Raw genomic sequence first — 24,105 nt, forward strand, 5'->3', positions numbered from 1 at the left:
CTGGCATAGTTATATCAAATAATTACGCAACCCTGGTAAAAACTATTATGACAGAGCGAGCAATCGACACCACAACGGTTCAAATTTCGCAAGATAATCTTTCAATAGTAGCTTACTTGGCACAGCCAAAAGAATCAGGCTCTTACCCAGCAATTGTGGTGTTGCAAGAGATTTTTGGTGTCAATGTCCACATTCGCGATGTTACCGAACGGATTGCAAAACTAGGTTATGTTGCGATCGCACCGGCACTTTTTCAACGCCAAGCACCAGGTTTTGAAACTGGCTATACTCCCGAAGATATTGAAATTGGCCGTGGCTATGCAATGCAGACCACAGCTTCTGAATTATTGAGCGATATTCAAGCCACAATTGATTATCTAAAAACCCTTCCCAATGTCAAAAAAGATAGCTTCGGCTGTACAGGCTTCTGCTTTGGTGGTCACGTAGCATACCTGGCTGCTACTCTTCCAGATATTAAAGCTACAGCTTCCTTTTATGGCGCAGGAATTACAACCCGCACACCCGGCGGCGGACAACCAACCTTTACTCGTACCAGTGAAATTAAAGGTACAATTTACACCTTATTTGGCATGGAAGATGCCAGCATTCCTGCCGAACAGGTAGATGAGATAGAAGCAACGTTAGAAAAATACAACATTCCGCACCGCGTGTTTCGCTACGATGGAGCTGACCACGGATTTTTCTGCGACCGTCGCGCCAGCTATAATCCTAAAGTTGCAGCCGATGCTTGGGAGCAGGTGAAACAACTCTTTGGTCAACTGGCATAAAACCTATGTAGCCGTTGCCTACTTTTTCGTCGAGGTGTTTTTAGTTATTTGTCATTTGTCCTTGGTATTACAAATGACAAATGACAAATGTTAATCTTAACGAGAAAAAGGAGATAGAAGACAAGCAATCTTCTGAAAACTCCAGTAGCATCAGCGCAAATAACAATATTATCTGCAAAAGTCATGAATTCCGAAGCGAAACGTTCTCAAACAGCCAATTCGTCATTTACAATGGACGATTTTGCCAAAGCACTAGAAAAACACGACTACCAGTTTCAAAAGGGACAAGTAGTACATGGCAAAGTTTTCCAACTTGACCATGATGGGGCTTATGTTGATATTGGTGGCAAATCGTCAGCGTTTATCCCCCGTGATGAGGCTTCTTTGAGAGCAGTTACCGATTTATCGGAAGTGCTACCCATGCAAGAGGAATTGGAGTTTTTGATTATCCGCGAGCAGGATGCAGAAGGCCAAGTTACTCTTTCGCGAAAACAATTAGAAATTCAGCATATTTGGGAACGGCTAGCGCAAATGCAAGAAAATTCCCAAACAGTACCAGTGCGGGTGACAGGGGTAAATAAAGGTGGTGTCACCGTTGATCTTCAATCTTTGAGAGGTTTCATTCCGCGATCGCACCTGATTGAGCGTGATAATTTAGAAGCGCTTAAAGGTCAAACTCTCACTGCTGGTTTTTTAGAAGTAGACCGCAATAACAAAAAGCTAATTCTTTCTCAACGTTTGGCGAGTCGTTCTAGCAACTTTAGCTTGTTAGAAATCGGTCAATTAGTGGAAGGTAAAGTTACTGGTATTAAACCTTTTGGTGTCTTTATAGATTTAGATGGTGTCAGTGCTTTATTGCATATCAAGCAAGTCAGCCAAAAATTTATTGAGTCTCTAGATAAAGTATTTCAAATTGGTCAGCCAATCAAAGCTGTGATTATTGACTTAGATGAAGGTAAAGGCCGGGTTGCACTTTCTACCAGAGTTTTAGAGAATTTCCCTGGTGAATTTTTAGAAAATATGGATGAAGTTATGGCTTCGGCTGAGGCGCGTGCTAATCGTGCTAATCAAAAAGCTGCTGAATAGCAGCTTTGATTAATTACCAATTAATTTTCACTGATGAGACGCTTTCTTTTCTCATTCCGTTTGCGATAAGAAAGCGTCTTTGTATTAACCAGAAAAAATCGGCTCCACTGATTTTTAGCTTGATGGTTCTAAATCGTCCAATCTTCCATCATTAAACCAGGAACCTTACCAAAGTCACGAGCATTTCGAGTTAATAAAACCAAATTACGAGATATGGCGATCGCTGCAATTCTTAAATCCATTGTGGATACACGAACCCTTTGCCCTCGTAACGCATCAAAGACTGCGATCGCCCCTGCATCAAAGGGTAAGATGGGAGCCGTTGCAAACCCTTGAAGAGTTGCCAACAGCAAAGCATATCCACGGATCATGTCAGCATTCGTCTGAGCACGATTAATGAAGTTATGAGCACCAAGCACCTGCTCATGAAAACTAATGATCGATAAGGCAAAGTCGGCAGAGGAATGTTGTCCCATTCGCTCTATCAAACGAGTAAACTCTGAACCTGAACGTCTCTGTAAAAAACTGATGTGGTCGGTATCGAGCAAATATTTCACAATTACTCTTCATCCTCATCATTAGGCTTATCAGCCTGACGAAAAGCACGTCCATATTCCAAAGCTTTCAGAAAAGCTTCCTCATCAGGAATTGAGCCGATGAGTTTTTCTAACCAGTTTTCTGAGGGTTGAGCTTCCACCTTGCGTTGGAGATCGGAGACTGCTTGCTCAAGGTTTAACAAACGATGCTCCAGAACTGTTTCATCTATCATGGTTATTTCCTTTAAACCTTCACTAATCTGCTAAAACTTCTCCGCTCAAAAGAAATTTTTCCTGACGATATCTATTTCTGAGCAACTCTAACTTTTCTTGATTAAAAGCAAATTGAATCAACTCAATTAGTTCTACCCAATTATTTAACATAGCTTCTGAGTGAGCTTGGCAGAATTCATCGATGAAAAATTTTGCCCACCACTGGGGTGCTTGTTTGTGGTGATGTGGTTCATGTTGCTTGCGCCAGCGTCTACGCCATTTGATAAAGTCGCTTTGGGTAGATGGTTTTACACCCAAGATTGGCGGAAAATCAGCGTAACTAACAAATTTACTCAAGCCTTTACCGTGGACGTAAACCATGTAGCGCCAGCATTCCACAGTATATATATCTTCAATGCTAATTTGGAATATTAAGCAAATTGCTTCTTCTGTAACAAATCGCGCCAACGGGTGAACAATTGCTGATTTGTGAACAATTTTTGATTCACGGATGACAAGCACTTTCGGCTTGAGTGATGATAGCATAAAAGATAATTCCCGTCAGAAAAGATGATTCCCTTCAAAAAAGATGATTCTCGTCAAACAGATGATTCTTATCAACAGAGAAGATTCTTAAATTTGATGGAATGTGTAGTTGTAGATAATGCGATCGCCCTTTAGTTTTCCAGTCCAGAGGGCGATCGTTATTATTTAGGATATAATTATTAAACGACTCATATAAGTCATTTGTCAAGCAAATTATGGGAATGGTTAGGCTAAAGATTCGAGAATTTGCTGCGGAGAAGGGCTGGACGCTGAAAGAGGTATCTGACCGTTCTGGTGTGGTTTATAGTACTCTCAGAACCTATGCGCGATCGCCTGGACTTGCAACTGTAGATTTTACCGCGATTCAGAAGTTAGCACGAACTTTTGATGTAATGATTGAGGAATTGGTTGAAGTTGTGCAGGAATAATTATACTAGTTTGGAGATGGGCATGGGGCATAGGGCATAGGGGAGGCAGTGCGTTGCGCGGGTTCCCCGCGTTGTAGCAACTGCCGTCATGGGAAAGACAAATTTTTATTGCTAAAACCTGGCATGAATCGCTGATATGAACAAAGGCGCGCTGTTATTTTAAACTAACGGTGGTACTTCAAAGTCATTAAAAAACGAAACATCGAAAGATGAAGCGCTTAATGCTTTCACCAGCTTATTGTCCAGAGTCAACAAAGTCGCATCTACCTGCTGTGAAAGCGCAACATAAGAAGCATCGTAGGCAGAAATGCCATAATTTAAGGCAATATTAACTGCATCTGCCATCAAATCGGCTGTAGAGAAAACACGCAAGGGAAAGGCTTTGAGAGTAGCTAAATCTGCCTGTATTTCAGCAGCAGTGTAGATTCTTGCACGGACGTATTTCCAGAAAACGTTAGCACACTCGATGTAAAACAGGTCTGGTACATAAATTTCAGTCTGTGGATTAGCAAGATGGCTAAAGAGTTGATTAACTTTCGCAGTTAGTGGGTCAGCTATAAAATACTTGATGCACACACTGGTATCTACCACGCATCTGAGAGAATTGGTCATCTGTCGCGGTCTTCTCGAATCAGTTCAGTACTATCAGGTAATCCAAAGTCTGCTGGATTTAACCGTCGGCGATTACGACTTTCCTCTAAAAGTTTTGGGACATTCTTTCGCCTTTCTTCTTCTGTTGGCTGTGCCTTTTTTGCCAATGCATTCTGCAAGATTGTAATCACTTGAGCATCAATAGAACTATGTTCAGCTTGAGCTAACTCTTGCAATTTCTCATATAAATCATCTGGTATATTGAGCAGATTTATATTAGCCATAGTTTTATATCTACAAGGTAGTTATTAGTAATAATAGCATGATGTAATTGAGAGGATTAAGATGTGCGATCGCTTCTGATTAAACATCCACAATTAAAGCTCTTTCTGGCAATAAAGACTGTTGATTTTTCGGAGCATTATTTCTTTTTTCTGGTAATAAACCAGCAGCATAAAGAATAGCCATTATCGATAATAAGCTTAGTATTATATAAGGGGCTACATTAGTTATTGAGTTGCCACTAGTGGGATATGGATTGAAAGATGTTGCCATCATTTTAGTGTTTAACAACTTTGTGGCAGATATATTTGCATTGAAATCTTGTCTTAGTTCTGCAACTGATTGATATCTTGTACTAGATTCATAACTAACCATTTTAGACAAAATACTTGCGAGCCAATTACTCACATCTGCTTTATCTCGCCAGACAACTTCTCCTAAACTATCTATTGTTAAAGCTTGAGGTTCTAAACCTGTAATTGCCTCAATTAAAGTCATTCCTAGTGCGTAAATATCACTGTTGAATTGCGGATATCCGCGCATTTGCTCTACGGGAGAATAACCTTGAGTATAAATTTGTGTTCCTGGTTTTTGCAACCTCGTATTTTTGACAATAATTTCTTTGACTGCTCCGAAGTCAATTAAAAATAAATTATCATTATCATCCACAATAATATTCTCTGGTTTAATATCCCGATGGATAATATTATTGCTATGCACAAATAAAAGAATATTTATTAATTTATCTAATATTTTGATAACTTCAGGCTCTTCTAGCTTTTGGCGAGATTTGATTTCTTTACTTAAAGTATTTCCTTGAATATACTGTTGAATCAAGTAAAACTCTTGATTTTCTTCCAAGTATTCATAAAACTTGGGAATCTGCGGATGTCCATTTAAATTTTTGAGAATTGTGACTTCACGTTGGAATAGTTGCTTGGCTGTAACCACCTCATTTTGATTACTGCTAGAGAAGGTAAAATGCTTGACTGCATACTGAATTCCAGACTGTAACAAGTCATTAGCTAGATAAGTTCTACTAAAACCACCTTCTCCCAGCAATGCAACTATTTCGTAACGTCCGCCGAGAATTTTTGATATACCTGTACTCATGTGACACCACTGTTGCAGAGATTATCCAAGCAATCTTTGTCAATTTATATTCAATCTTCTACGTCAAAGCTAGGAAACTAGATTGAGCGAAGTATGTAACATATTTTATACTACAACCAATATGATATGATCCTTTGGACACACCTAGAAGTTTTATTACATATTTTTCATTGATTAATCAATTATTGAATTTGTGGAATTATGAAGCAATTATCACTGCGCTATGGTGTATTTATAATTTGTTTTGTATTGCTATTACTTTATTTAATTACGCCATCGTTTATTCCTTGGTTTCCTTTTTTAATAGTGTTAGCCTTTTTAGGATTAACTGTCAAATCTACTATTGATGGGATTCGTCTGAAAAATGCTTTACTTCAACAAGTAGGTATAATCGAACAAAAACTTCGGTCTGAACTTGTCCAGAAAGTTCAAGGTATTAGCAGAAATCAATACGAGAGAATTAATAAAATCGCTTTAATTGAAAAAAGATGCAGCGAAAATCAAGAATTAAAAATTTGGGAACGACATAAACGCGCTTATCAATTACTTCCCAACTCTCTTTTAGCACTTGGCTTATTGGGGACATTCGTGGGTATTACCATGAATTTATTCTTAATTAGTAGAAATACTGGTGGTGAATTGCAATTACAAAAAGCCTTACCAGATATTATTGGTTCAATGGCGATCGCATTCGTTAGTAGCCTAGCTGCTTTAGCTGGAAGTGTCTTCCTGACGAAGTTTCATCCCACCTATGATTTAGATTTAGAGAAAGATAAATTGCTGATTTCTCTGGAAGATTTTCTTGATAATGATTATTTTATCTCTCAAAACCAGCCAACTGTCGCAGAACAGATAGATGTACTCATTAAAACTATAGACAATTATGCAAAAAGCTTGAGTGGATTTGTGACAACACTACCAAAAAATACTCAAGATTTTCAAAATGCTGTCACAGCAGCTTCTAACACACTCAATACATCTGCGAATAATTTTCAGATTGTAGCGAATCAATCTTCGCAATCGATGCAAACAGGCGCTAATGTTTTAACTAATGCGACTAACAACTTAGCAAGATTAACTACAACTTTTTCTGATATCACATCCTCTCTGCATGATTCGACAAAATCTTTCGACAATGCCATAGATACATTACAAATTTATGCAGATAAATTGGCAGATATTGGTAATGCTTTGGTAAATAACTCTACACAAACCCAAAGCTTGATTCAAACTAATCAACAAAGCCTAAATCATGTGAGCGATCGCCTGGTGCAAAATGCGAATACATTATCAGCAACTAGCCAAACTTTCAATAATAATATATCCCAGGTGACAGCATCCTTAACGCAGCACACAGGACAAGTAGGTAACCACAATAATAGATTGCAGAATTTACTTGGAGTTATTGAAAATACTACACAATCTTCTAATACTAATATCGGGCAAGTAGTATCAGTATTGAATCAAAATGCATCGCTATTAGGTAGTCAAATTAATCAATTGCAGAATGTAGCCGAGAGTATCGATAAAAACGCTCAAACCATGAGGCAAATCCAAAATAATTTTTCTGATTTATTAGCTGCATTAGCACAATTACAGAAATCTAGATTCTAGCCTCAATGGAGAAATTTAAATATGCGGAGAAGAACAAGAAGTTTACCGATAAATGACACCTTCAGTATCTGGACTTCTTTTACAGACTTGATGTCTAATGCTTTTATGATAATTACCTTGCTATTATTATTAGTGATAGCAAGAAACTCAAAGAGTATAAATGATTCTCGAATATCAACTGGTGATGATGAGAAACCGACAATCATAGAACTACCAGCATCAAAATATGAATTTCCTTCAGGTAGTGCAGTTTTACCAAAGAATTTGAAAAAAGATATTAATCACAATGGCATAATTTTAAAAGAAATTGAAAATAATATTAAACAAATTGAAAATAGTAATAAAAAAGTAGATGTTATTGAAGTAATTGGGCATACAGATGGGGAAGAAGTAGGTTCTTTAAATTGTAGCGATCGCAACGGCGGTAATTTAGATACCAAATTAGAAGAAGTCGCTACTCGTAATAAAGATGTGTCTATTCTTTGCCCAGGTTCTAATGCTGATTTGGGTTTAATGCGAGCCTTAGCAGTAGTGAAAGAACTGCAAAATGTGCAACGTCAAAGAAAATCTGGTCTTTTCAAACGACTAAAGTTTAGAGCCTATTCTGCGGCACAATTGCTGTTACCAGATGATCAAGGTTTTGCGCCACCAGACAGAAGCGATAATCCCAAACGCCGACGTATTGAAATTCGCTTCGCCCAACTAGGAAAGTATAAAACACCTGGTAGGAATTGATAATAAACTTTTACTTTTAGTTTATATAAAGAACCATTATAAATAATGAATAGTACTATGTTAACGAGGAAAGATAATACAATACAATACAGTTTAGATAAGCCTTTTTTCTCTCCCTCTGCTTTCTTTGCCCACCTCAACATAAAATCTTTTTAACTGACCTGTATTGAAAGATAATAGGGTAGCATAACTTATTATTAACTATCTATTCCTATTTCCTTTTCCTTTACCTTTGGGTTGATACCTTGCACCTCGAATAAAATTTCCTAAATTTGGGTCTCTACTAATTTGATAATTACCTTCGCCAAATTTTTCTCGAAGCTCTTGTTGATATTTATTAATTTCTTGTGGTACAGAACTGTTAGTTTTAATATAAGCTTTTGCAGTATAACTATCTAATAAACCACATTTTCTTAAGTATTGATCAAAATGAGTGTATGTGTTAATAACCTGCTCTTTTGCAGTTTTTATATTACTACCTTTTAATTCCACGAAGCAAATAATCTTTTCATTATCCTTGGCATAAAACACAATTAAATCACAAATTTTCATTCCTTGCTTATTTAAGCCTAATAAATTGCACAAATTACAATTAGGATTCGATTGAGTATCTATTAAGAAAAATAGAACCGTTTCACCACTGCTTGGTTGTAAATTTATCTCTACCCCCTCTTCTTTATAACTAGTTTTTCCTGATAGTAAACAACCTGATAATAATAATGTGTTAAAAGGCATTATCAAATCACTCCTAAATTTAAGGGTGATTATGGGAAAATATGAGAAATGTCATCCGATATATCACCAAATGTTCTCCAGTCTATATATCCTTCTTCATTTAAAATATTCTTGGCTGTACGATCTTCAAATAAATATACAGAAACTTTATCTTGAGGAATAAATGCTTCCGTTCGCTCTAAATAAAATCGTTCTTTTATAGCCTCTTGATTTTCATATTTAGCTGCTCTCATTAAATTAGTAAGATGATCCACAATATAAGGACTATGTGTTGTAATTAATATATTCAAACCTGCATGAACTAACATTGCCAAAAATTCGGTAATTGCTACTTGTGCTGATGGATGTAAATTCATTTCAGGCTCATCAATAATCAGTAAATCATCTGGTTCGGCTAGGTAGCGTAAACAAAGTACTAAAGGAGCTAATTCCTTAATCATAGAAGAAGCAACTGTCATTTCTAGGTTTGTATTTTCTGATGCTTGGAAAATTATTTCATTTTCTAATCCAGGCTCATTAAAATTTATTCCTACCTGCAAAATTTGCTCTTCTAACAATTCTGCCAATTCAGCATAAACTGCTATTTTGGGGCTTTGTTTAATTTCTTCCTGTCTTTCATCTGATGATTTGATATAGGCATTAGCTAAGATTTTTATTAAACTTTGTACTGGTTCACTTTGTTTTTTAATCCTCTGCTTAGATAAATCCTCAAATAGTATTCTTTTAAAATCTCTATCTACATCAGATTCTACTAAATTATTAAAATTTATATTTTCAATTTTAACTATTTCCTTTTTGATAGCAAATGGAAAACTGATAAAAGTATTTCTTTCTGTAGGAAAAATATAAACACAAGAATAAAAAGCTTTATGAATTATCTTAAAAGTTTCTTGAAGCAAAATTCTTTTAAAGACTCTTTTAGGAATATTATTGAAAGAACCATCCTCAGAAATTATATTAAAATAAATATTATTATCATCTATTTCCTTTGATATGTTTAAATATTCTTTTCCTTTTGTCCCAAAAGTAAATTGCCTGTCTATAGCTGTTCCTTTAATCTTTCTAAATATTTCTTGTTTGCCTTGAGGTAAATCAAACCTTACCTTCATCGCTTTAAAATTACCACGTTCTGTACTCAAAAAGTCTTTCATCCACATAGGGGATGATTGGGCAACATTATTAATATATGCTTCCGCATATTCTTCGGCGAAATTTATTAAGTCAATACTAACATTTCCTTCTTGTATAAATTGATCAATAGCATTATCTATAATGGGGTATTTTTTAATATTTGTATCATTAATGTAAGTTTTCAAATATCTATCAAATCCATGTTCACCTAAAATAGACGCTAAAGTATAAGCTGTCCAAGTCTTTCCTGTACCATTTCTACCAATAAAGACAGTAAGAGGTTTCAAATCAATTTCAGCCTTTTCTATAACACCTAAATTAGTAATTTTTACTTTCATGATAATTTGGTTTAAGACTTAGCGTGCAATGTATAACTTAATTACACCCTACCATGCTTTGTAAATTCAACAATCAGACCGATTGCTGAATAATATTGTTATTTACAGATGTAAGTTGGATTAAATTTCTACAACTTTAACCTTGAGATAAATTTATCTAATCGTAGGTTAAACCCCTCACCTCACACCTAAGAAGCCTAGAGGATTTACTAGCCAACTCTAAATAACGTCAGTTCAGGTTAAGGAGATTTATTTAACATTAAAAGCCTGAAACAGGGCAAGCATGTTGACAGATCCTAGAATTAAGCAACAGTGTAATGATGGTTTTAGCTTATCCCAAACTCAGGTTAAATAATGATATTGCAATCGGAAATGCTGATTTAGCATTTATGTGAGTCATTTTAACCCTGAGTAGCTTACATTATTTTTATGTCAGACATTAATTGTCTAAGTTGCTTGTTAATCAATACTTCAACGGAGAGGGGGAGATTCGAACTCCCGGAAGCTTTCACTTCATCCGATTTCAAGTCGGACGCAATCGACCACTCTGCCACCTCTCCAGTAAACTGTCTAGCTTTTTGCTGGTGCAAAGCCTTTGCAATATTAGCACAAAAGCTGACAGATAATACTATATCTCATGATCTACGCAGATTGCACTACTGGACGCGATCGCTCGTAAAAAATTTCTTCTGAGACTATCTGGTAATCATTGCCTACCCAAACTAGGGAGATTTGCGACACTATACCAGCCTCTAGGGAGACTAAAGAAAAATTCCGCCGCTTTTTGCCTTGAATTTCTACTATCCTGGGTACGCTAGCCGCATTCAAGTAAAATATCCCTTCTGGGCTTTTCAGCAGTGGCTTGCGTAGCTCTTTTTTCGTGTGCCGTAGGCTATGGTGCATATGTCCAAATGTCACCAGAGGAACGGTTTTACCAGCGTTGAGAGCTTGGGAAATCGCTTCGCCAAAATCTGGATCGCCAAAATCGCCCCCAATGGGGAGCCAGTCTTTACCACAGGGGTCTTCAGGGCGATCGCCTAATCCACTGGGGCCATTATGTCCTACAAAAATAATCGTGTCATAGGCAGCACTTTTGACCGCAGCCATAATTTTATTGGCTGATTCTTCAAAATCGTTGACACCGTAACGTTCTTTGCAGATGTCAGCAAATCTCCATTCTGGCCCACCCCAACTAAAAGGACGACCTCCCACTACTGTTAAATTCCATTGGGGAAAATCTAGCTTGCTATAACCAACATGGGCGGAACCTAATAAATCGAGTTGTTCTTGTACCCAGTCTTCCTTAGTGCGATCGTAGGGACATTTTTTCCGTCCCCATTCTGTGGCAGTGTACCATGCATCGTGGTTGCCCATTACAGCTGCTTTGGGAATATCAACAGAAGCGATCGCTCTTACCACTTCCACCGATTCATTGCCAAAATCCCCCACAAACAGCACTAAGTCCACACCCAAATGCTTGAGTGCAATACTATCTTCTTCTTCCCATTGGTCGTGAACGTCGCCAACTACAGCTATTTTCAGGTTTATTGATTCTGTTATCTCACTGGTCATGCCACTGTCCTTGCCGTCTACTTTTAGGATAGGCAACTCAGCAGGTTTTGGACATAAATTGTCAAAACTCTGGGCATGGGGCATTGGGCATTGGGGATGGGAAAAAATTAAATTACCAATGTGCTATGTCCAAGGATAGAGTTTCTATAAAGCTTCTACGATTTTTGGTAAAAACCACTATATTTTTTGGTAAAAACTACTATAATTAATCCACAGCATAACTGAAGGATAAAGTCTGTAAACTTCATCCTTTTTATCAACTACTTGCAACTTTAAGTAACCCCTGATTGTGTTTAACACTGCACTTGTTGATCGAGAAACCACCCATCCGGGTGTACTACCACTGGATTTATTTGCGGCGATTGAGAGTCTCAAAAAAGAACTCAACGCGGTGATTTTAGCCCATTATTATCAAGAGCCAGATATCCAGGATATTGCAGACTTTATTGGGGATTCATTACAACTAGCCAGAGCTGCGGCTAATACCAATGCAGATACAATTGTCTTTGCTGGTGTTCACTTCATGGCAGAAACAGCAAAGATACTCAATCCTGATAAATTGGTACTGCTACCAGACTTAAATGCTGGTTGTTCTTTAGCAGATAGTTGTCCAGCAGAGGCGTTTGCAGCTTTTAAAGCCGCCCATCCCGATCATCTAGTGGTTTCTTATATTAACTGCTCTGCAGATATTAAAGCCATGAGCGATATTATCTGCACCAGTTCCAATGCTGTGAAGATTGTGCAGCAAATACCGAAAGACCAGCCCATTATTTTTGCCCCTGATCGCAATTTGGGGCGCTACGTCATGGAGCAAACCGGACGAGATATGGTGCTGTGGGACGGTAGCTGTATTGTGCATGAAACCTTTTCCGAAAAGAAAATTGTCCAGTTAAAAATTGCCCATCCCGAAGCGGAGGCGATCGCACACCCAGAATGCGAAACTAGCATTTTGCGCCACGCTAACTATATCGGTTCTACAGCAGCTTTACTAACATATTGTCAAAACAGCCCAGCACAGGAATTTATCGTGGCTACAGAGCCAGGTATCATTCATCAAATGCAAAAACTAGCTCCCCAAAAGCGGTTTATTCCTGCGCCACCAATTAATAATTGTAATTGCAATGAATGTCCGTTTATGCGCCTAAATACCTTAGAAAAAGTGTATTTGGCAATGAAAAATCGTACTCCCGAAATTACCATGTCTGAAGATATTCGGTTAGCGGCTTTGCGTCCAATGCAACGGATGCTAGAAATGAGCATTTAGTTAAATTAATCTAATAATATTTGTATTATGTAGAAACATGATTTTATTGTGTTTCTACATTTTTTTTGCTTGTAATTCAATAAATGAAAAGCAATATTTCTGTTTTTAACCTTGTTGCTAATATTATATTTTCATGTAGTTCAATAAATAAACTTATATCGCTAAAATTTAATGGGAAATACTCCCACTATTAACACAAGCTAGGGAAAATTTACAACCTGAAAATTACGGTTGATATCATTATTTTACCTTGCCTATAATTACAATATTTAGTATGTAAACTTAAATCTAATAATTAGATATGACAAGTGGCGTATATATAATGACTAATAAAGTCAATGGAAGGAGATATATAGGTTATAGCGAAAATATTGAATCACGTTTTGAAGCAAATAAACGAGAACTAAAAAGGGGTTCGTTTGGTAAAGATTACCAACAATTCATTGATGACTATCAGCAGTTCGGAGAAGAAGCTTTTATGTTTGGAATTATCGAAGTAACTGCGAATGAGGCATCACTGATGAGCAAGCGATCTGAGCAATGGAAACAGATTATTCAACCTGAGTATAATCAATAAATTCAGTAGTGCGATCGCCTTTTTTTAGCAGTTTTCCTACGTCAATCAATCACAAAGGGAAACCATCTCATACAAAGGTCTTTCTCTCCATATCAAAATGACAGATGGGGAATGTGAATTCCCCACCAGTAGATAATTTCATCACTGACCTTTTTGAGCTTGTACTTTAGCCGCTTCACTAAATTTCTTATATAGTTGAATGCGACTTTGCGCCTCTTGATAGCGGCTATGTTCTGCTGGAACCTGACTCATTAAATCAGAAGCCTCTTGCCACTTAGCTGCTAGAGTTGACCATTGCTCTGAACTTGCGGCTGTTTTACCAGATGCAGAAGCTTGATTAGCAATCCGCACTGCGGCTGCAAATGGATCTGGAGTAGAAAGAGTTTTAATTCCAGGTGTAGGAGTTGGTTTCGGCTTTGCAGCTATGGATTGAGAAGCTGCTGCATATTTCTTATACAGTTGAATGCGACTTTGAGCTTCCTGATAGCGGCTATGTTTTGCTGGAACCTGACTCATTAAATCAGAAGCCTCTTGCCATTTAGTAGCTAACTCCAATCTCTGCTCAGGTGTTAGAGCCTTTTTACCCAATGCAGATGCTTGATTAGCAATCCGCACTGCGGCTACAAATGGGTCTTCAGTTTTCTGAGCAAAATTTTGAGTATTTGCCAGAGATGATACTTGCGGTTGGATAGTTAAAGATTTAGAAGTCTCTGCTGAAGTAGAGCTTTCGCCTTTACCTTCTAACCATGCATAAGCACCCCAAACTAGCAACAGTAGAGGCAAACATAAACTAGATACCTTCAGCAGTCCTAGAGGTAAGGACTGTTTGGGTATACTTTTACTCTGTAGCCTATTTTTAGCCTTATTCCTATTTCTGCGTCTGAAAACCACAGATCGAAAAGAATTAGGCTTAGGTAAGCTGACCTGAGCAAGTTCTGTTTTAGACTCTTTGTAATCTTGAAAGTCCTTCAGTATTTGCCTGAAAATATTCGGTTTTGGTAAGGTAATTTCCTCTGACCAAAGCAATTGATTATCGCGATCGCGATAAATTTCCGTCAACCAAAGTAATTGCTGTTCTCGAACAATTCGACTGTTGATATTTACTCGTCGAATGTTTCGCGGTGCAATCGACTCTAGGATTTGCCGGATTTTTTGCACTATAGTGGTCTTCTCAAGTTGGTCTACTGATTGTGCCTCACACAGCAGTTGTAAGACTCCATCAGAAAAAATCGCTCTGGTTCTAACCCCAGATTCGACTAGTTTGTCGTTCAGTAGTTGAATAATCGCAGCAACGCTACCTTGGTGTGCTTGCCAAGCGATATCGTTTATTCGATCTGCCATTTGTAATTTAGTGATAATTTTGCCACCCTGGTTTTTTAAATGGACTAATTGAAAGTATTTAGGTAACTGTTTTTTGCAAAACTTTGCTTTGCTTTTGATTTTATGAGTAATAATACAAGCTTGACAAACAAAATCATAAAACTAATACCTAAATTCTACCTTTAGGAAGAAGGCTTTATCAGCATCAGTTAGTTTATTCCGCATTCTAGGTAATTGTCTACCTGTGTCAGAAAGAATATTACAACTAAGAGTTTAAAGATGTGTTCGGCATCTAACAGCGAATAAGAGTGTGAAGCGAGAACGCTGTTTTACGTAATACTACTATATATATATGTGAAACATACTAAATGGTCACAGGATTAACACTGAGTAGTCATCAACCCGACACAGTCTGCATGAAATATGCGATCGCATTTTCTTAATAGAAGCAGAAAAGTCAGATTCTATGTATTGTTGATTAATCTTCGCGAGCGATCGCTTCCAAAGGAAAAATCACTGTAAATGTAGAGCCTTGTTCTGGCTGTGAAACTACTTTGATTTCACCATGCATTAACTCTACTAAGTGCGAAACAATCGCTAACCCTAGCCCTGTACCATCAGAACTTTGTAGCTCTCGGTCACTGACTGCACGAAAATAGGGATTGAAGATTTGTGATTGAGCATCTAGGGGAATCCCAATCCCACTATCAATCACAGAGATAGCCCATTGCTCCTCAGATACTTTCTCACAATGCAAACGCACACTACCAGACTTGGTATAGCGAATTGCATTGCTGAGGAGATTGGTAATAATTTGCTGAAGCCGAAGCGGATCTGTAATTACTCTATCAGGTACGCGATCGTAATCAACAACTAAAGCTAATTCTTTATTACGTGCTAATGGCTCAATAATTTCTACAACTGAGTTGATTAACCCACGCACATCAGTCACTGTAGGCTGTAATATCATTCTGCCAGCATCGTAGCGCGAAATTTCCAAAGTATCGTTGATCAGCCGCAGAATCAGCCTACCGCTCCTCATAACTCGCTCGATACTTTCAAGATTAGTATATGAATCCTTAAGTTCTGGTTTTTGACGATGCTGGCGGAGAAATAAATCTGCGTAACCAATAATTGATGTCAGGGGAGTTTTCAATTCATGGGCCAACTGAGATAGGCTATCTTTTACAGTTTGTAAATCGCTCTTTTCCGATTCAGAAAGTACTGTTGCTAATGCTGTTAAAACTTTAGGTAAGCTATCCCGTACAGCTTTAAAAGTTAGTTCTTTAGTAGCTTCAATCTGTTCATCTTCATACACCGCTTCTACCCATTGATCAACAATGGCATCAATTTTATGAATCAGAGTTTGGCTAAAGTCCATCTTTTGTTTAAGGATAGTCAGCGTCTTCAATTAGAGTTAGCTTAATCCCCTTACAAGAAATTTCGCACCTTACAAAAGATGAAGGTTTATGAGTAGCAAAAGGAAGAATAACCAAAAACAAAGCCCCTCCATAAACTATTGGAGAGGCTTTGTTTATTAAAAACAGACCTGGCATCGAGCTATTGTGGCGTAGGGCAACCCCTAGACTATCGTGGCCGCAGCAGCGTTTCACCTCTGAGTTCGGGATGGAGTCAGTGTGGTTCCACAGCGCAATAGACACCAGGAAAACTTGTGGTTGGTTGACGGTTAACGGTTAACAGTTAACTGTCAACAAAACCCTGAAGACTGCAAGTAACGCGAAATAACCAATGATTGATGAGGTCAAGCCCTCGGTCTATTAGTACTCCTCTGCTTCATGCATTACTGCACTTCCACATAGAGCCTATCAACGGGTGTTCTGCCCGTGACCTTACCTACATTTGTAGTGAGAGCACTCATCTTGAGGTGGGCTTCCCACTTAGATGCTTTCAGCGGTTATCCGCTCCGCACTTGGCTACCCAGCGTCTACTGTGGGTACAATAACTGGTACACCAGCGGTGCGTTCCTCCCGGTCCTCTCGTACTAAGGAGGACTCCTCTCAATGCTCTTACGCCTGCACCGGATATGGACCGAACTGTCTCACGACGTTCTGAACCCAGCTCACGTACCGCTTTAATGGGCGAACAGCCCAACCCTTGGGACGTACTTCCGCCCCAGGTTGCGATGAGCCGACATCGAGGTGCCAAACCTCCCCGTCGATGTGGACTCTTGGGGGAGATCAGCCTGTTATCCCTAGAGTAACTTTTATCCGTTGAGCGACGGCCATTCCACGCTGCGCCGTCGGATCACTAAGGCCTACTTTCGTACCTGCTCGAGTGGTCACTCTTGCAGTCAAGCTCCCTTTATGCCTTTACACTCGCCGCACGGTTTCCAAGCGTGCTGAGGGAACCTTTGCGCGCCTCCGTTACTTTTTAGGAGGCGACCGCCCCAGTCAAACTGCCCACCTGAAACTGTTCCTACACCCGGTAAGGGTGCGAGGTTAGAATTCTAGCTTCGCCAGAGTGGTATCTCACCGTTGGCTCCATATTCCCCACAAGGAATATCTCTTTGCCTCCCACCTATCCTGCGCAAGCGAAGCCCGAACACAATTCCAGGCTACAGTAAAGCTTCATAGGGTCTTTCTGTCCAGGTGCAGGCAGTCCGTATCTTCACAGACATTCCTATTTCGCCGAGTCTCTCTCTGAGACACCATCCAGATCGTTACGCCTTTCGTGCGGGTCGGAACTTACCCGACAAGGAATTTCGCTACCTTAGGACCGTTATAGTTACGGCCGCCGTTCACCGGGGCTTCGGTCGCCAGCTTCACTTTCGCTGACCAGCTTCCTTAACCTTCCGGCACTGGGCAGGCGTCAGCCCCCATACCTCCTCTTTCGAGTTTGCGGAGACCTGTGTTTTTTGGTAAACAGTCGCCTGGATCTCTTCACTGCGACCCACTCTCGTGGGCACCCCTTCTTCCGAAGTTACGGGGCCATTTTGCCGAGTTCCTTAGAGAGAGTTATCTCGCGCCCCTTGGTATTCTCAACCTCCCTACCTGTGTCGGTTTCGGGTACGGGTAAGATATGTTCATCACATTCCTAGCTTTTCTTGGCACAATCGAATCACTACTCGGAGTTCGTAAACTCCTCCCAAACCAATCAGGGTGTAGCTATCTTTCATGCGTCCCTAGCAATGCTCCCATACCTTAGTCAGGGATTAGTCACCCTGTGTCCATCGACTACGCCTTTCGACCTCGCCTTAGGTCCCGACTAACCCAGAGCGGACGAACCTGGCTCTGGAACCCTTAGGGTTTCGGGGTATGTGATTCTCACACATATTTGCGCTACTCAAGCCGACATTCTCACTTCCGTTTCGTCCACAGCTGCTTGCCGCTACTGCTTCTCCCTACCACGGAACGCTCCCCTACCGATTTATTTTTCAACAAATCCCACAGCTTCGGTACATCGCTTAGCCCCGTTCATTTTCGGCGCAAGAGCGCTTGACTAGTGAGCTATTACGCACTCTTTCAAGGGTGGCTGCTTCTAGGCAAACCTCCTAGTTGTCTATGCACTCTCACCTCCTTTCTCACTTAGCGATGATTTGGGGACCTTAGCTGGTGGTCTGGGCTGTTTCCCTCTTGACAATGAAGCTTATCCCCCACTGTCTCACTGGCAATGTGTGCTTTGGGTATTCTGAGTTTGTCTCGATTTGGTACCGGTCTCCCAGCCCGCACCGAAACAGTGCTTTACCCCCCAAATATAATCATTACCGCTGCGCCTAAACACATTTCGGGGAGAACCAGCTAGCTCCTGGTTCGATTGGCATTTCACCCCTAACCACACCTCATCCGCCGATTTTTCAACATCGGTCGGTTCGGACCTCCACTTGGTGTTACCCAAGCTTCATCCTGGACATGGTTAGATCACCAGGGTTCGGGTCTATAAACACTGATTATCGCCCTCTTCAGACTCGGTTTCCCTTTGGCTCCAGCATTCTCGCTTTAACCTACCAGTGCCTATAAGTCGCTAAGCTCATTCTTCAACAGGCACGCGGTCATCCGTTGAATCGGACTCCCACTGCTTGTAAGCTGATGGTTTCATGTTCTATTTCACTCCCCTCCCGGGGTTCTTTTCACCTTTCCCTCGCGGTACTGGTTCACTATCGGTCACACAGTAGTATTTAGCCTTACGAGGTGGTTCTCGCTGATTCACATGGGATTCCTCGTGCCCCATGCTACTCGGGATTCAGCTACTATCCTTCAGCTTTTGACTACAGGACTTTCACCTTCTTTGGTGCAGTATTTAGCTGCTTCGTCTAACCTCTAGATTCGATATCGCTGTCCCACTACCCCAGTCAGTAAACCAACTGGTTTAGGCTTTTCCCCTTTCGCTCACCACTACTGAGGGAATCTCTTAATTGATTTCTCTTCCTCCAGCTACTAAGATGTTTCAATTCGCTGGGTTGGCTCTTTCCTGCCTATATATTCAGCAGGTAGTACATAGGGTTGCCCCATTCGGACACCTCCGGCTCATAGTCTGCTTCCAACTCCCCGGAGCATTTCGTCGGTAACCACGTCCTTCTTCGCCTCTGTGTGCCTAGGTATCCACCATCAGCCCTTATTAGCTTGACCACAATACATTTGGTTTCACATCTGCAGTCTTTTGTCTTTCGTCTTTGGGTCCTTCTTTTGACTTTTGACTTTTGACTTTTTTGACTGCCTGCTATTTTTCGCGTTACTATGCAGTTTTCAAGGTTCTGGCTGGCGTATTTCCAGCAGTTTGACTGTTATTCACGTCAATTGCTGAATTTACCTATTGATCTTTGCAATCATTTTTATTTACCGAACACAGAATACTTTGAAAGTTCTTCACCAATCTCGACCGACCTAGAGTAGACCATCTTTGTCTCTATTGACTGTTTGCAATTGATTTCAAAGTTGGGTAGGTCTCCCTAAAAGGAGGTGATCCAGCCACACCTTCCGGTACGGCTACCTTGTTACGACTTCACCCCAGTCACCAGCACTGCCTTCGGCATCCTCCCCCACGAATGGTTGGAGTAATGACTTCGGGCGTTGCCAGCTTCCATGGTGTGACGGGCGGTGTGTACAAGGCCCTGGGAACGAATTCACTGCAGTATGCTGACCTGCAATTACTAGCGATTCCTCCTTCACGCAGGCGAGTTGCAGCCTGCGATCTGAACTGAGCCACGGTTTATGAGATTTGCTTGCTATCGCTAGCTCGCTGCCCTTTGTCCGTAGCATTGTAGTACGTGTGTAGCCCAAGACGTAAGGGGCATGCTGACTTGACGTCATCCCCACCTTCCTCCGGTTTGTCACCAGCAGTCTCTCTAGAGTGCCCAACTTAATGCTGGCAACTAAAAACGAGGGTTGCGCTCGTTGCGGGACTTAACCCAACATCTCACGACACGAGCTGACGACAGCCATGCACCACCTGTGTTCGCGCTCCCGAAGGCACTCCTCCCTTTCAAGAGGATTCGCGACATGTCAAGTCTTGGTAAGGTTCTTCGCGTTGCATCGAATTAAACCACATACTCCACCGCTTGTGCGGGCCCCCCGTCAATTCCTTTGAGTTTCACACTTGCGTGCGTACTCCCCAGGCGGGATACTTAACGCGTTAGCTCCGGCACGGCTCGGGTCGATACAAGCCACGCCTAGTATCCATCGTTTACGGCTAGGACTACTGGGGTATCTAATCCCATTCGCTCCCCTAGCTTTCGTCCCTCAGTGTCAGTTGCGGCCTAGCAGAGCGCTTTCGCCACCGGTGTTCTTCCTGATCTCTACGCATTTCACCGCTACACCAGGAATTCCCTCTGCCCCGAACGCACTCTAGCTATGTAGTTTCCACTGCTCTTATGAGGTTGAGCCTCACTCTTTAACAGCAGACTTACATTGCCACCTGCGGACGCTTTACGCCCAATCATTCCGGATAACGCTTGCATCCTCCGTATTACCGCGGCTGCTGGCACGGAGTTAGCCGATGCTTATTCCTCAAGTACCGTCATTTTTTTCTTCCTTGAGAAAAGAGGTTTACAACCCAAGAGCCTTCCTCCCTCACGCGGTATTGCTCCGTCAGGCTTTCGCCCATTGCGGAAAATTCCCCACTGCTGCCTCCCGTAGGAGTCTGGGCCGTGTCTCAGTCCCAGTGTGGCTGATCATCCTCTCAGACCAGCTACTGATCGTCGCCTAGGTGCGCTCTTACCACACCTACTAGCTAATCAGACGCGAGCTCATCTTCAGGCAGCAAGCCTTTTACCTCTCGGCACATCCGGTATTAGCCACCGTTTCCAGTGGTTGTCCCCGACCTGAAGCTAGATTCTCACGCGTTACTCACCCGTCCGCCACTATCTCCGAAGAGACCGTTCGACTTGCATGTGTTAAGCATACCGCCAGCGTTCATCCTGAGCCAGGATCAAACTCTCCATTTTGCTTTCGAGTTCGCGGCTCCGATGACTTTTTGTCTCGGAATCCTGTATTTCTTTTTTTAGATTTCTTTGGGTCTTACCCCAACAATCTTAATTGACGAGGATTGTTTTTGAAGCTTTCAAAGTATTTGTTTTTCTCGGTTCGGCTGCTTTGGCATCTCTTCGCCTCAGCACTTATCTACATTAGCAACTGTTTTTCTATTTCGTCAACCCTTTTCTCAACTTTTTTTGACCTGCTCTCTACCATAGCGGCAATCAGACATCAAACCTCTATCAGGTAAGGCTTTTGATGTTTTTGTCATCTTTAATGGCTGAGTCGGTCTGAATCTATGGCTGAGTATTTATCTCATCCGAATACGCCTGTGATGCTTAAACTCACCTCTACTCATCACTCAGAGATTGCACTAGGGAATGCATATTTCGGAAAATGACAGTACACCTTAGACAAAGAATCTAGGCGTTGCTGAATTATGGGATGATTTTTGCCGGGATTAGCTCCGCTTCTCTCCGAGACGCTACGCGAACGTTAACAAGCAAAGGCGCAAAGACGCAACGAATCGATTTTTAGCTTTGCCCAAAATTTTTGAATTCATAACCGCAAATATGCAACACCAAATCTATTGGAGGATGATTTTTGTCGGCTACACCCTGCTAATTTGAATTTCATCAAGTTGATTAATAACGACATCTGCACCTTGGACATGATCTGTTTTATTAATCCAAGTGATGCCAACACAGCCTGCAGCTTTAGCATTACGTGCCATTTGCATATCACCAACAGAATCACCTATCATGAGTGTGGCACTGGGTTCTACACCCAAAGCTTGGCACGCTTGTAGAAATAATATGGGATCTGGTTTACTTGGCCCTTCGTCTACTCCCATTTCTAGCTGTAAATAGCTCCCTAGCTGGTGATGTTCTACAAACATTTGCACTTCTTGAGTTGTTGCAGCTGAGAGAATACCAAGTTTTATTCCTGCTTGTGAAAGAGATTTAATCACCTCTAAGCTACCCACAAATAATTGTGAAGGTGTTTGACCAATATATTTTTCTGCTTCATCCAAAGCGTGACGGGAAATTTTTAAAGACTCAAACCATCCCCTACCAGTTTCAGCAATATATGCTGCTGCTGCAATTTCTGTTTCGCGGCGACTTGCGACTGCCATTAGACCTGCTGGGTTAAGGTTATTATTATTAACGCCAAATGCCATTAATAGGGGTTCTCCAATACCGGGGATTTGTGCGTCGATTAAGCGTGCTGTTCTTTGGGCAAGCGATCGCAAATAAGCTTCTGAGTCTTCTAAGGTACCGTTTTTGTCAAATATCACTGCTTTGATATTTGGAAATGTGATATTTCTACATTTAATAGTTGCCAAAATCTTTCACCTCATAGGAATTTTATGAGCATAAAAAAAGAGGGAAAATCCCCCTTTTTTTAACTTTAATGCCTTTAGTTAAAGAAAAATAGCAGTTTTTTATTCTTCAATAGCTGCTGGAATTTCTTCTTCAATAGCTGCTGGAATTTCTTCTTCAATAGCTGCTGGAATTTCTTCTTCAACTAGAGCATCAGCAGCTACAGAAGTAATTCCTTGCTGTTTTGCTAGCAACTGTTCCCGATACTTAGCTGCCATTTCTTCGGCCTTATCATAAACCAAATCACGATTTTTAATCATGTCGCCAGGTTCAGGTTCCAGTTGTTTGGTAGATAAGGAAATCCGACCTCTTTCTGCATCCAAGTCAATGATCATAACTTTTACTTCATCATTGACGTTGAAAACACTGTGGGGTGTATCAATATGCTCGTGGGAAATTTCGGAGATGTGCAACAGACCACTAACACCACCGATATCAATGAACGCACCGTAGGGTTTAATACCGCGTACTGTACCGATCACAACTTCACCAACTTCGAGGCGGTTCATCTTCCGCTCAACTAGCGCTCGACGATGAGATAGCACTAAGCGGTTACGTTCTTCATCTACTTCCAAGAATTTCAATGGTAGTTCTTCACCTACCAGTTCTTCTTTAGGTTTGCGAGTGCTGATGTGAGAACCGGGAATAAAGCCACGCAATCCCTCAATCCGCACTAACGCACCACCACGGTTAGTAGCAAACACACCAGAGCGTACAGTAGCATCTTCAGCTTGTAGCTGCCGTACGCGCTCCCATGCTCGCATATATTCAATACGACGGATTGAAAGGGTCAGCTGACCATCTTCGTTTTCGTCAGTAAGAATAAAAAATTCCCGAGTTTCGTTAGATTGTAAAACTTCTTCCGGGCTATCTACCCGGTTAATAGACATTTCTTGTATAGGTATGTATGCTGCTGTTTTCGCACCTATGTCAATCAGAGCGCCGCGCGGCTCTATACTGAAAACTGTTCCTGGTACAATATCGCCAGGGCTAAAGTGATAATCGTACTTATCAAGTAGAGCAGCGAAATCTTCGTGAGTAAATCCAATTTCTGTAGCGGTTAAATTCTGATTGACCATGCTAATTTGTTCCTGGTTCTAGTCTCCGTAAATTTTTTGTCGCGAGTGCAATTTCTAGGCAAGCTATATCATACTAGCCTAAACTTTTTTTATCCTAGCGCAGAAAAGCTAGTAACAACACATATCAACTTCCAGATAGAAGATTATATCATAATATCTGGTGACAAGTCTTTTATGAAAAGTTGATGTCTAGCGCCAAGGGTTTTAACCCTAATATTTATAATTTGCAATCAAATTACTCATAATTAAAGTATCTTACCCAGCCTCTAGCTTACACTAAAGTCTTACCTACTTCTTGACATCATGATGATCGATTGTTCATCAATAGTGATAGCGGAGGGTGTAAT

At 40.8% G+C, this 24,105-nt stretch carries 20 protein-coding genes, 1 tRNA gene and 3 rRNA genes; 7 read left to right on the forward strand and 17 right to left on the reverse strand.

Going from position 1 to position 24,105, the window contains the following annotated elements; all coding sequences use genetic code 11:
* Positions 1-47: 47 nt before the first annotated feature.
* Both HG267_RS27580 and HG267_RS27585 read left to right on the forward strand, forming a co-directional pair.
* On the forward strand, positions 48-788 hold the full coding sequence (locus HG267_RS27580) for a dienelactone hydrolase family protein (RefSeq protein WP_045872403.1): 741 nt from the start codon (positions 48-50) through the stop codon (positions 786-788).
* A 183-nt stretch (positions 789-971) separates the two neighbouring features.
* Positions 972-1,874, forward strand: a complete 903-nt coding sequence (locus HG267_RS27585; RefSeq protein ID WP_045872404.1) for a S1 RNA-binding domain-containing protein — start codon at positions 972-974, stop codon at positions 1,872-1,874.
* Positions 1,875-2,002: 128 nt separating this feature from the next.
* Here the strand turns inward: HG267_RS27585 and HG267_RS27590 are convergent, their stop codons facing one another.
* The 3 genes from HG267_RS27590 to HG267_RS27600 are packed head-to-tail and all read right to left on the reverse strand — an operon-like array spanning position 2,003 to position 3,169.
* The gene (locus HG267_RS27590) at positions 2,003-2,431 is read right to left on the reverse strand and encodes a type II toxin-antitoxin system VapC family toxin (RefSeq protein ID WP_045872405.1); all 429 of its coding nucleotides are present in this window, start codon (positions 2,429-2,431) and stop codon (positions 2,003-2,005) included.
* A 2-nt stretch (positions 2,432-2,433) separates the two neighbouring features.
* A complete protein-coding gene (locus tag HG267_RS27595) occupies positions 2,434-2,643 on the reverse strand; it encodes a hypothetical protein (RefSeq protein WP_045872406.1) in 210 nt (69 codons plus the stop codon).
* Between the two features lie 22 nt (positions 2,644-2,665).
* Complete coding sequence (locus HG267_RS27600; protein WP_045872407.1) at positions 2,666-3,169, reverse strand: hypothetical protein; 504 nt, start codon at positions 3,167-3,169, stop codon at positions 2,666-2,668.
* 215 nt (positions 3,170-3,384) lie between these two features.
* Here HG267_RS27600 and HG267_RS27605 point away from each other — a divergent pair, with 215 nt between their 5' ends.
* The gene (locus tag HG267_RS27605) at positions 3,385-3,597 is read left to right on the forward strand and encodes a helix-turn-helix domain-containing protein (protein WP_045872408.1); all 213 of its coding nucleotides are present in this window, start codon (positions 3,385-3,387) and stop codon (positions 3,595-3,597) included.
* Between the two features lie 159 nt (positions 3,598-3,756).
* Here the strand turns inward: HG267_RS27605 and HG267_RS27610 are convergent, their stop codons facing one another.
* From HG267_RS27610 to HG267_RS27620, 3 genes are all read right to left on the reverse strand, one after another.
* Positions 3,757-4,209 carry a type II toxin-antitoxin system VapC family toxin gene (locus HG267_RS27610; RefSeq protein WP_045872409.1) on the reverse strand — a complete coding sequence of 151 codons (453 nt, stop codon included), beginning with the start codon at positions 4,207-4,209 and terminating at the stop codon, positions 3,757-3,759.
* On the reverse strand, positions 4,206-4,472 hold the full coding sequence (locus HG267_RS27615) for a hypothetical protein (protein WP_045872410.1): 267 nt from the start codon (positions 4,470-4,472) through the stop codon (positions 4,206-4,208). Before HG267_RS27615 ends, HG267_RS27610 begins: the two co-directional genes overlap by 4 nt.
* Before the next feature lie 79 nt (positions 4,473-4,551).
* Entirely contained in the window at positions 4,552-5,583 is a 1,032-nt protein-coding gene (locus HG267_RS27620) for a serine/threonine-protein kinase (protein ID WP_052335311.1), read from the reverse strand.
* A 201-nt stretch (positions 5,584-5,784) separates the two neighbouring features.
* Between HG267_RS27620 and HG267_RS27625 the strand changes: the two genes are divergently transcribed.
* On the forward strand, positions 5,785-7,197 hold the full coding sequence (locus tag HG267_RS27625) for a methyl-accepting chemotaxis protein (RefSeq protein WP_045872411.1): 1,413 nt from the start codon (positions 5,785-5,787) through the stop codon (positions 7,195-7,197).
* A gap of 21 nt (positions 7,198-7,218) precedes the next feature.
* The gene (locus HG267_RS27630; RefSeq protein ID WP_045872412.1) at positions 7,219-7,932 is read left to right on the forward strand and encodes a hypothetical protein; all 714 of its coding nucleotides are present in this window, start codon (positions 7,219-7,221) and stop codon (positions 7,930-7,932) included.
* 201 nt (positions 7,933-8,133) lie between these two features.
* On the opposite strand, the gene HG267_RS27635 is transcribed toward HG267_RS27630, so the two are convergent.
* The 4 genes from HG267_RS27635 to HG267_RS27650 form a co-directional block, all read right to left on the reverse strand.
* A complete protein-coding gene (locus HG267_RS27635) occupies positions 8,134-8,667 on the reverse strand; it encodes a hypothetical protein (protein WP_045872413.1) in 534 nt (177 codons plus the stop codon).
* 29 nt (positions 8,668-8,696) lie between these two features.
* Complete coding sequence (locus HG267_RS27640) at positions 8,697-10,136, reverse strand: AAA family ATPase (protein ID WP_045872414.1); 1,440 nt, start codon at positions 10,134-10,136, stop codon at positions 8,697-8,699.
* A 475-nt stretch (positions 10,137-10,611) separates the two neighbouring features.
* Positions 10,612-10,696 (reverse strand) — tRNA-Ser (locus tag HG267_RS27645).
* 82 nt (positions 10,697-10,778) lie between these two features.
* Positions 10,779-11,708 carry a TIGR04168 family protein gene (locus tag HG267_RS27650; RefSeq protein ID WP_045872455.1) on the reverse strand — a complete coding sequence of 310 codons (930 nt, stop codon included), beginning with the start codon at positions 11,706-11,708 and terminating at the stop codon, positions 10,779-10,781.
* Positions 11,709-11,997: 289 nt separating this feature from the next.
* Here HG267_RS27650 and nadA point away from each other — a divergent pair, with 289 nt between their 5' ends.
* Positions 11,998-12,972 (forward strand): quinolinate synthase NadA, encoded by a 975-nt coding sequence (gene nadA / locus HG267_RS27655; protein WP_045872415.1) that lies wholly within the window; start codon positions 11,998-12,000, stop codon positions 12,970-12,972.
* Positions 12,973-13,294: 322 nt separating this feature from the next.
* A complete protein-coding gene (locus HG267_RS27660) occupies positions 13,295-13,549 on the forward strand; it encodes a hypothetical protein (protein ID WP_194007741.1) in 255 nt (84 codons plus the stop codon).
* A 141-nt stretch (positions 13,550-13,690) separates the two neighbouring features.
* Here HG267_RS27660 and HG267_RS27665 read toward each other — a convergent pair whose 3' ends face one another.
* The 7 genes from HG267_RS27665 to HG267_RS27695 form a co-directional block, all read right to left on the reverse strand.
* A complete protein-coding gene (locus tag HG267_RS27665) occupies positions 13,691-14,890 on the reverse strand; it encodes a hypothetical protein (protein ID WP_063749839.1) in 1,200 nt (399 codons plus the stop codon).
* A gap of 457 nt (positions 14,891-15,347) precedes the next feature.
* On the reverse strand, positions 15,348-16,250 hold the full coding sequence (locus HG267_RS27670) for a sensor histidine kinase (RefSeq protein WP_045872417.1): 903 nt from the start codon (positions 16,248-16,250) through the stop codon (positions 15,348-15,350).
* Between the two features lie 166 nt (positions 16,251-16,416).
* Positions 16,417-16,534 (reverse strand): 5S ribosomal RNA (gene rrf, locus HG267_RS27675).
* Positions 16,535-16,627: 93 nt separating this feature from the next.
* Positions 16,628-19,455 (reverse strand): 23S ribosomal RNA (locus HG267_RS27680).
* Between the two features lie 323 nt (positions 19,456-19,778).
* A 16S ribosomal RNA gene (locus HG267_RS27685) occupies positions 19,779-21,269 on the reverse strand.
* The 16S, 23S and 5S rRNA genes sit together here, the layout of an rRNA operon.
* A 638-nt stretch (positions 21,270-21,907) precedes the next feature.
* Positions 21,908-22,642: an HAD family hydrolase gene (locus tag HG267_RS27690; protein WP_045874845.1), complete on the reverse strand. Its 735-nt coding sequence runs from the start codon at positions 22,640-22,642 to the stop codon at positions 21,908-21,910.
* 99 nt (positions 22,643-22,741) lie between these two features.
* Positions 22,742-23,758, reverse strand: coding sequence for a 30S ribosomal protein S1 (locus HG267_RS27695; RefSeq protein WP_045874844.1), 1,017 nt, complete (start codon positions 23,756-23,758; stop codon positions 22,742-22,744).
* Positions 23,759-24,105: the final 347 nt, after the last annotated feature.

Source organism: Tolypothrix sp. PCC 7601 (genome assembly GCF_025677855.1).
Classification (GTDB): domain Bacteria; phylum Cyanobacteriota; class Cyanobacteriia; order Cyanobacteriales; family Nostocaceae; genus Aulosira; species Aulosira diplosiphon.

Coding starts and splice junctions, on each gene's coding strand:
- HG267_RS27580 (WP_045872403.1), top strand. CDS start 48: ATGACAGAGCGAGCAATCGACACCACAACGGTTCAAATTTCGCAAGAT.
- HG267_RS27585 (WP_045872404.1), top strand. CDS start 972: ATGAATTCCGAAGCGAAACGTTCTCAAACAGCCAATTCGTCATTTACA.
- HG267_RS27595 (WP_045872406.1), bottom strand. CDS start 2,643: ATGATAGATGAAACAGTTCTGGAGCATCGTTTGTTAAACCTTGAGCAA.
- HG267_RS27600 (WP_045872407.1), bottom strand. CDS start 3,169: ATGCTATCATCACTCAAGCCGAAAGTGCTTGTCATCCGTGAATCAAAA.
- HG267_RS27605 (WP_045872408.1), top strand. CDS start 3,385: ATGGGAATGGTTAGGCTAAAGATTCGAGAATTTGCTGCGGAGAAGGGC.
- HG267_RS27610 (WP_045872409.1), bottom strand. CDS start 4,209: ATGACCAATTCTCTCAGATGCGTGGTAGATACCAGTGTGTGCATCAAG.
- HG267_RS27615 (WP_045872410.1), bottom strand. CDS start 4,472: ATGGCTAATATAAATCTGCTCAATATACCAGATGATTTATATGAGAAA.
- HG267_RS27620 (WP_052335311.1), bottom strand. CDS start 5,583: ATGAGTACAGGTATATCAAAAATTCTCGGCGGACGTTACGAAATAGTT.
- HG267_RS27625 (WP_045872411.1), top strand. CDS start 5,785: ATGAAGCAATTATCACTGCGCTATGGTGTATTTATAATTTGTTTTGTA.
- HG267_RS27630 (WP_045872412.1), top strand. CDS start 7,219: ATGCGGAGAAGAACAAGAAGTTTACCGATAAATGACACCTTCAGTATC.
- HG267_RS27635 (WP_045872413.1), bottom strand. CDS start 8,667: ATGCCTTTTAACACATTATTATTATCAGGTTGTTTACTATCAGGAAAA.
- HG267_RS27640 (WP_045872414.1), bottom strand. CDS start 10,136: ATGAAAGTAAAAATTACTAATTTAGGTGTTATAGAAAAGGCTGAAATT.
- HG267_RS27650 (WP_045872455.1), bottom strand. CDS start 11,708: ATGACCAGTGAGATAACAGAATCAATAAACCTGAAAATAGCTGTAGTT.
- HG267_RS27660 (WP_194007741.1), top strand. CDS start 13,295: ATGACTAATAAAGTCAATGGAAGGAGATATATAGGTTATAGCGAAAAT.
- HG267_RS27665 (WP_063749839.1), bottom strand. CDS start 14,890: ATGGCAGATCGAATAAACGATATCGCTTGGCAAGCACACCAAGGTAGC.
- HG267_RS27670 (WP_045872417.1), bottom strand. CDS start 16,250: ATGGACTTTAGCCAAACTCTGATTCATAAAATTGATGCCATTGTTGAT.
- HG267_RS27695 (WP_045874844.1), bottom strand. CDS start 23,758: ATGGTCAATCAGAATTTAACCGCTACAGAAATTGGATTTACTCACGAA.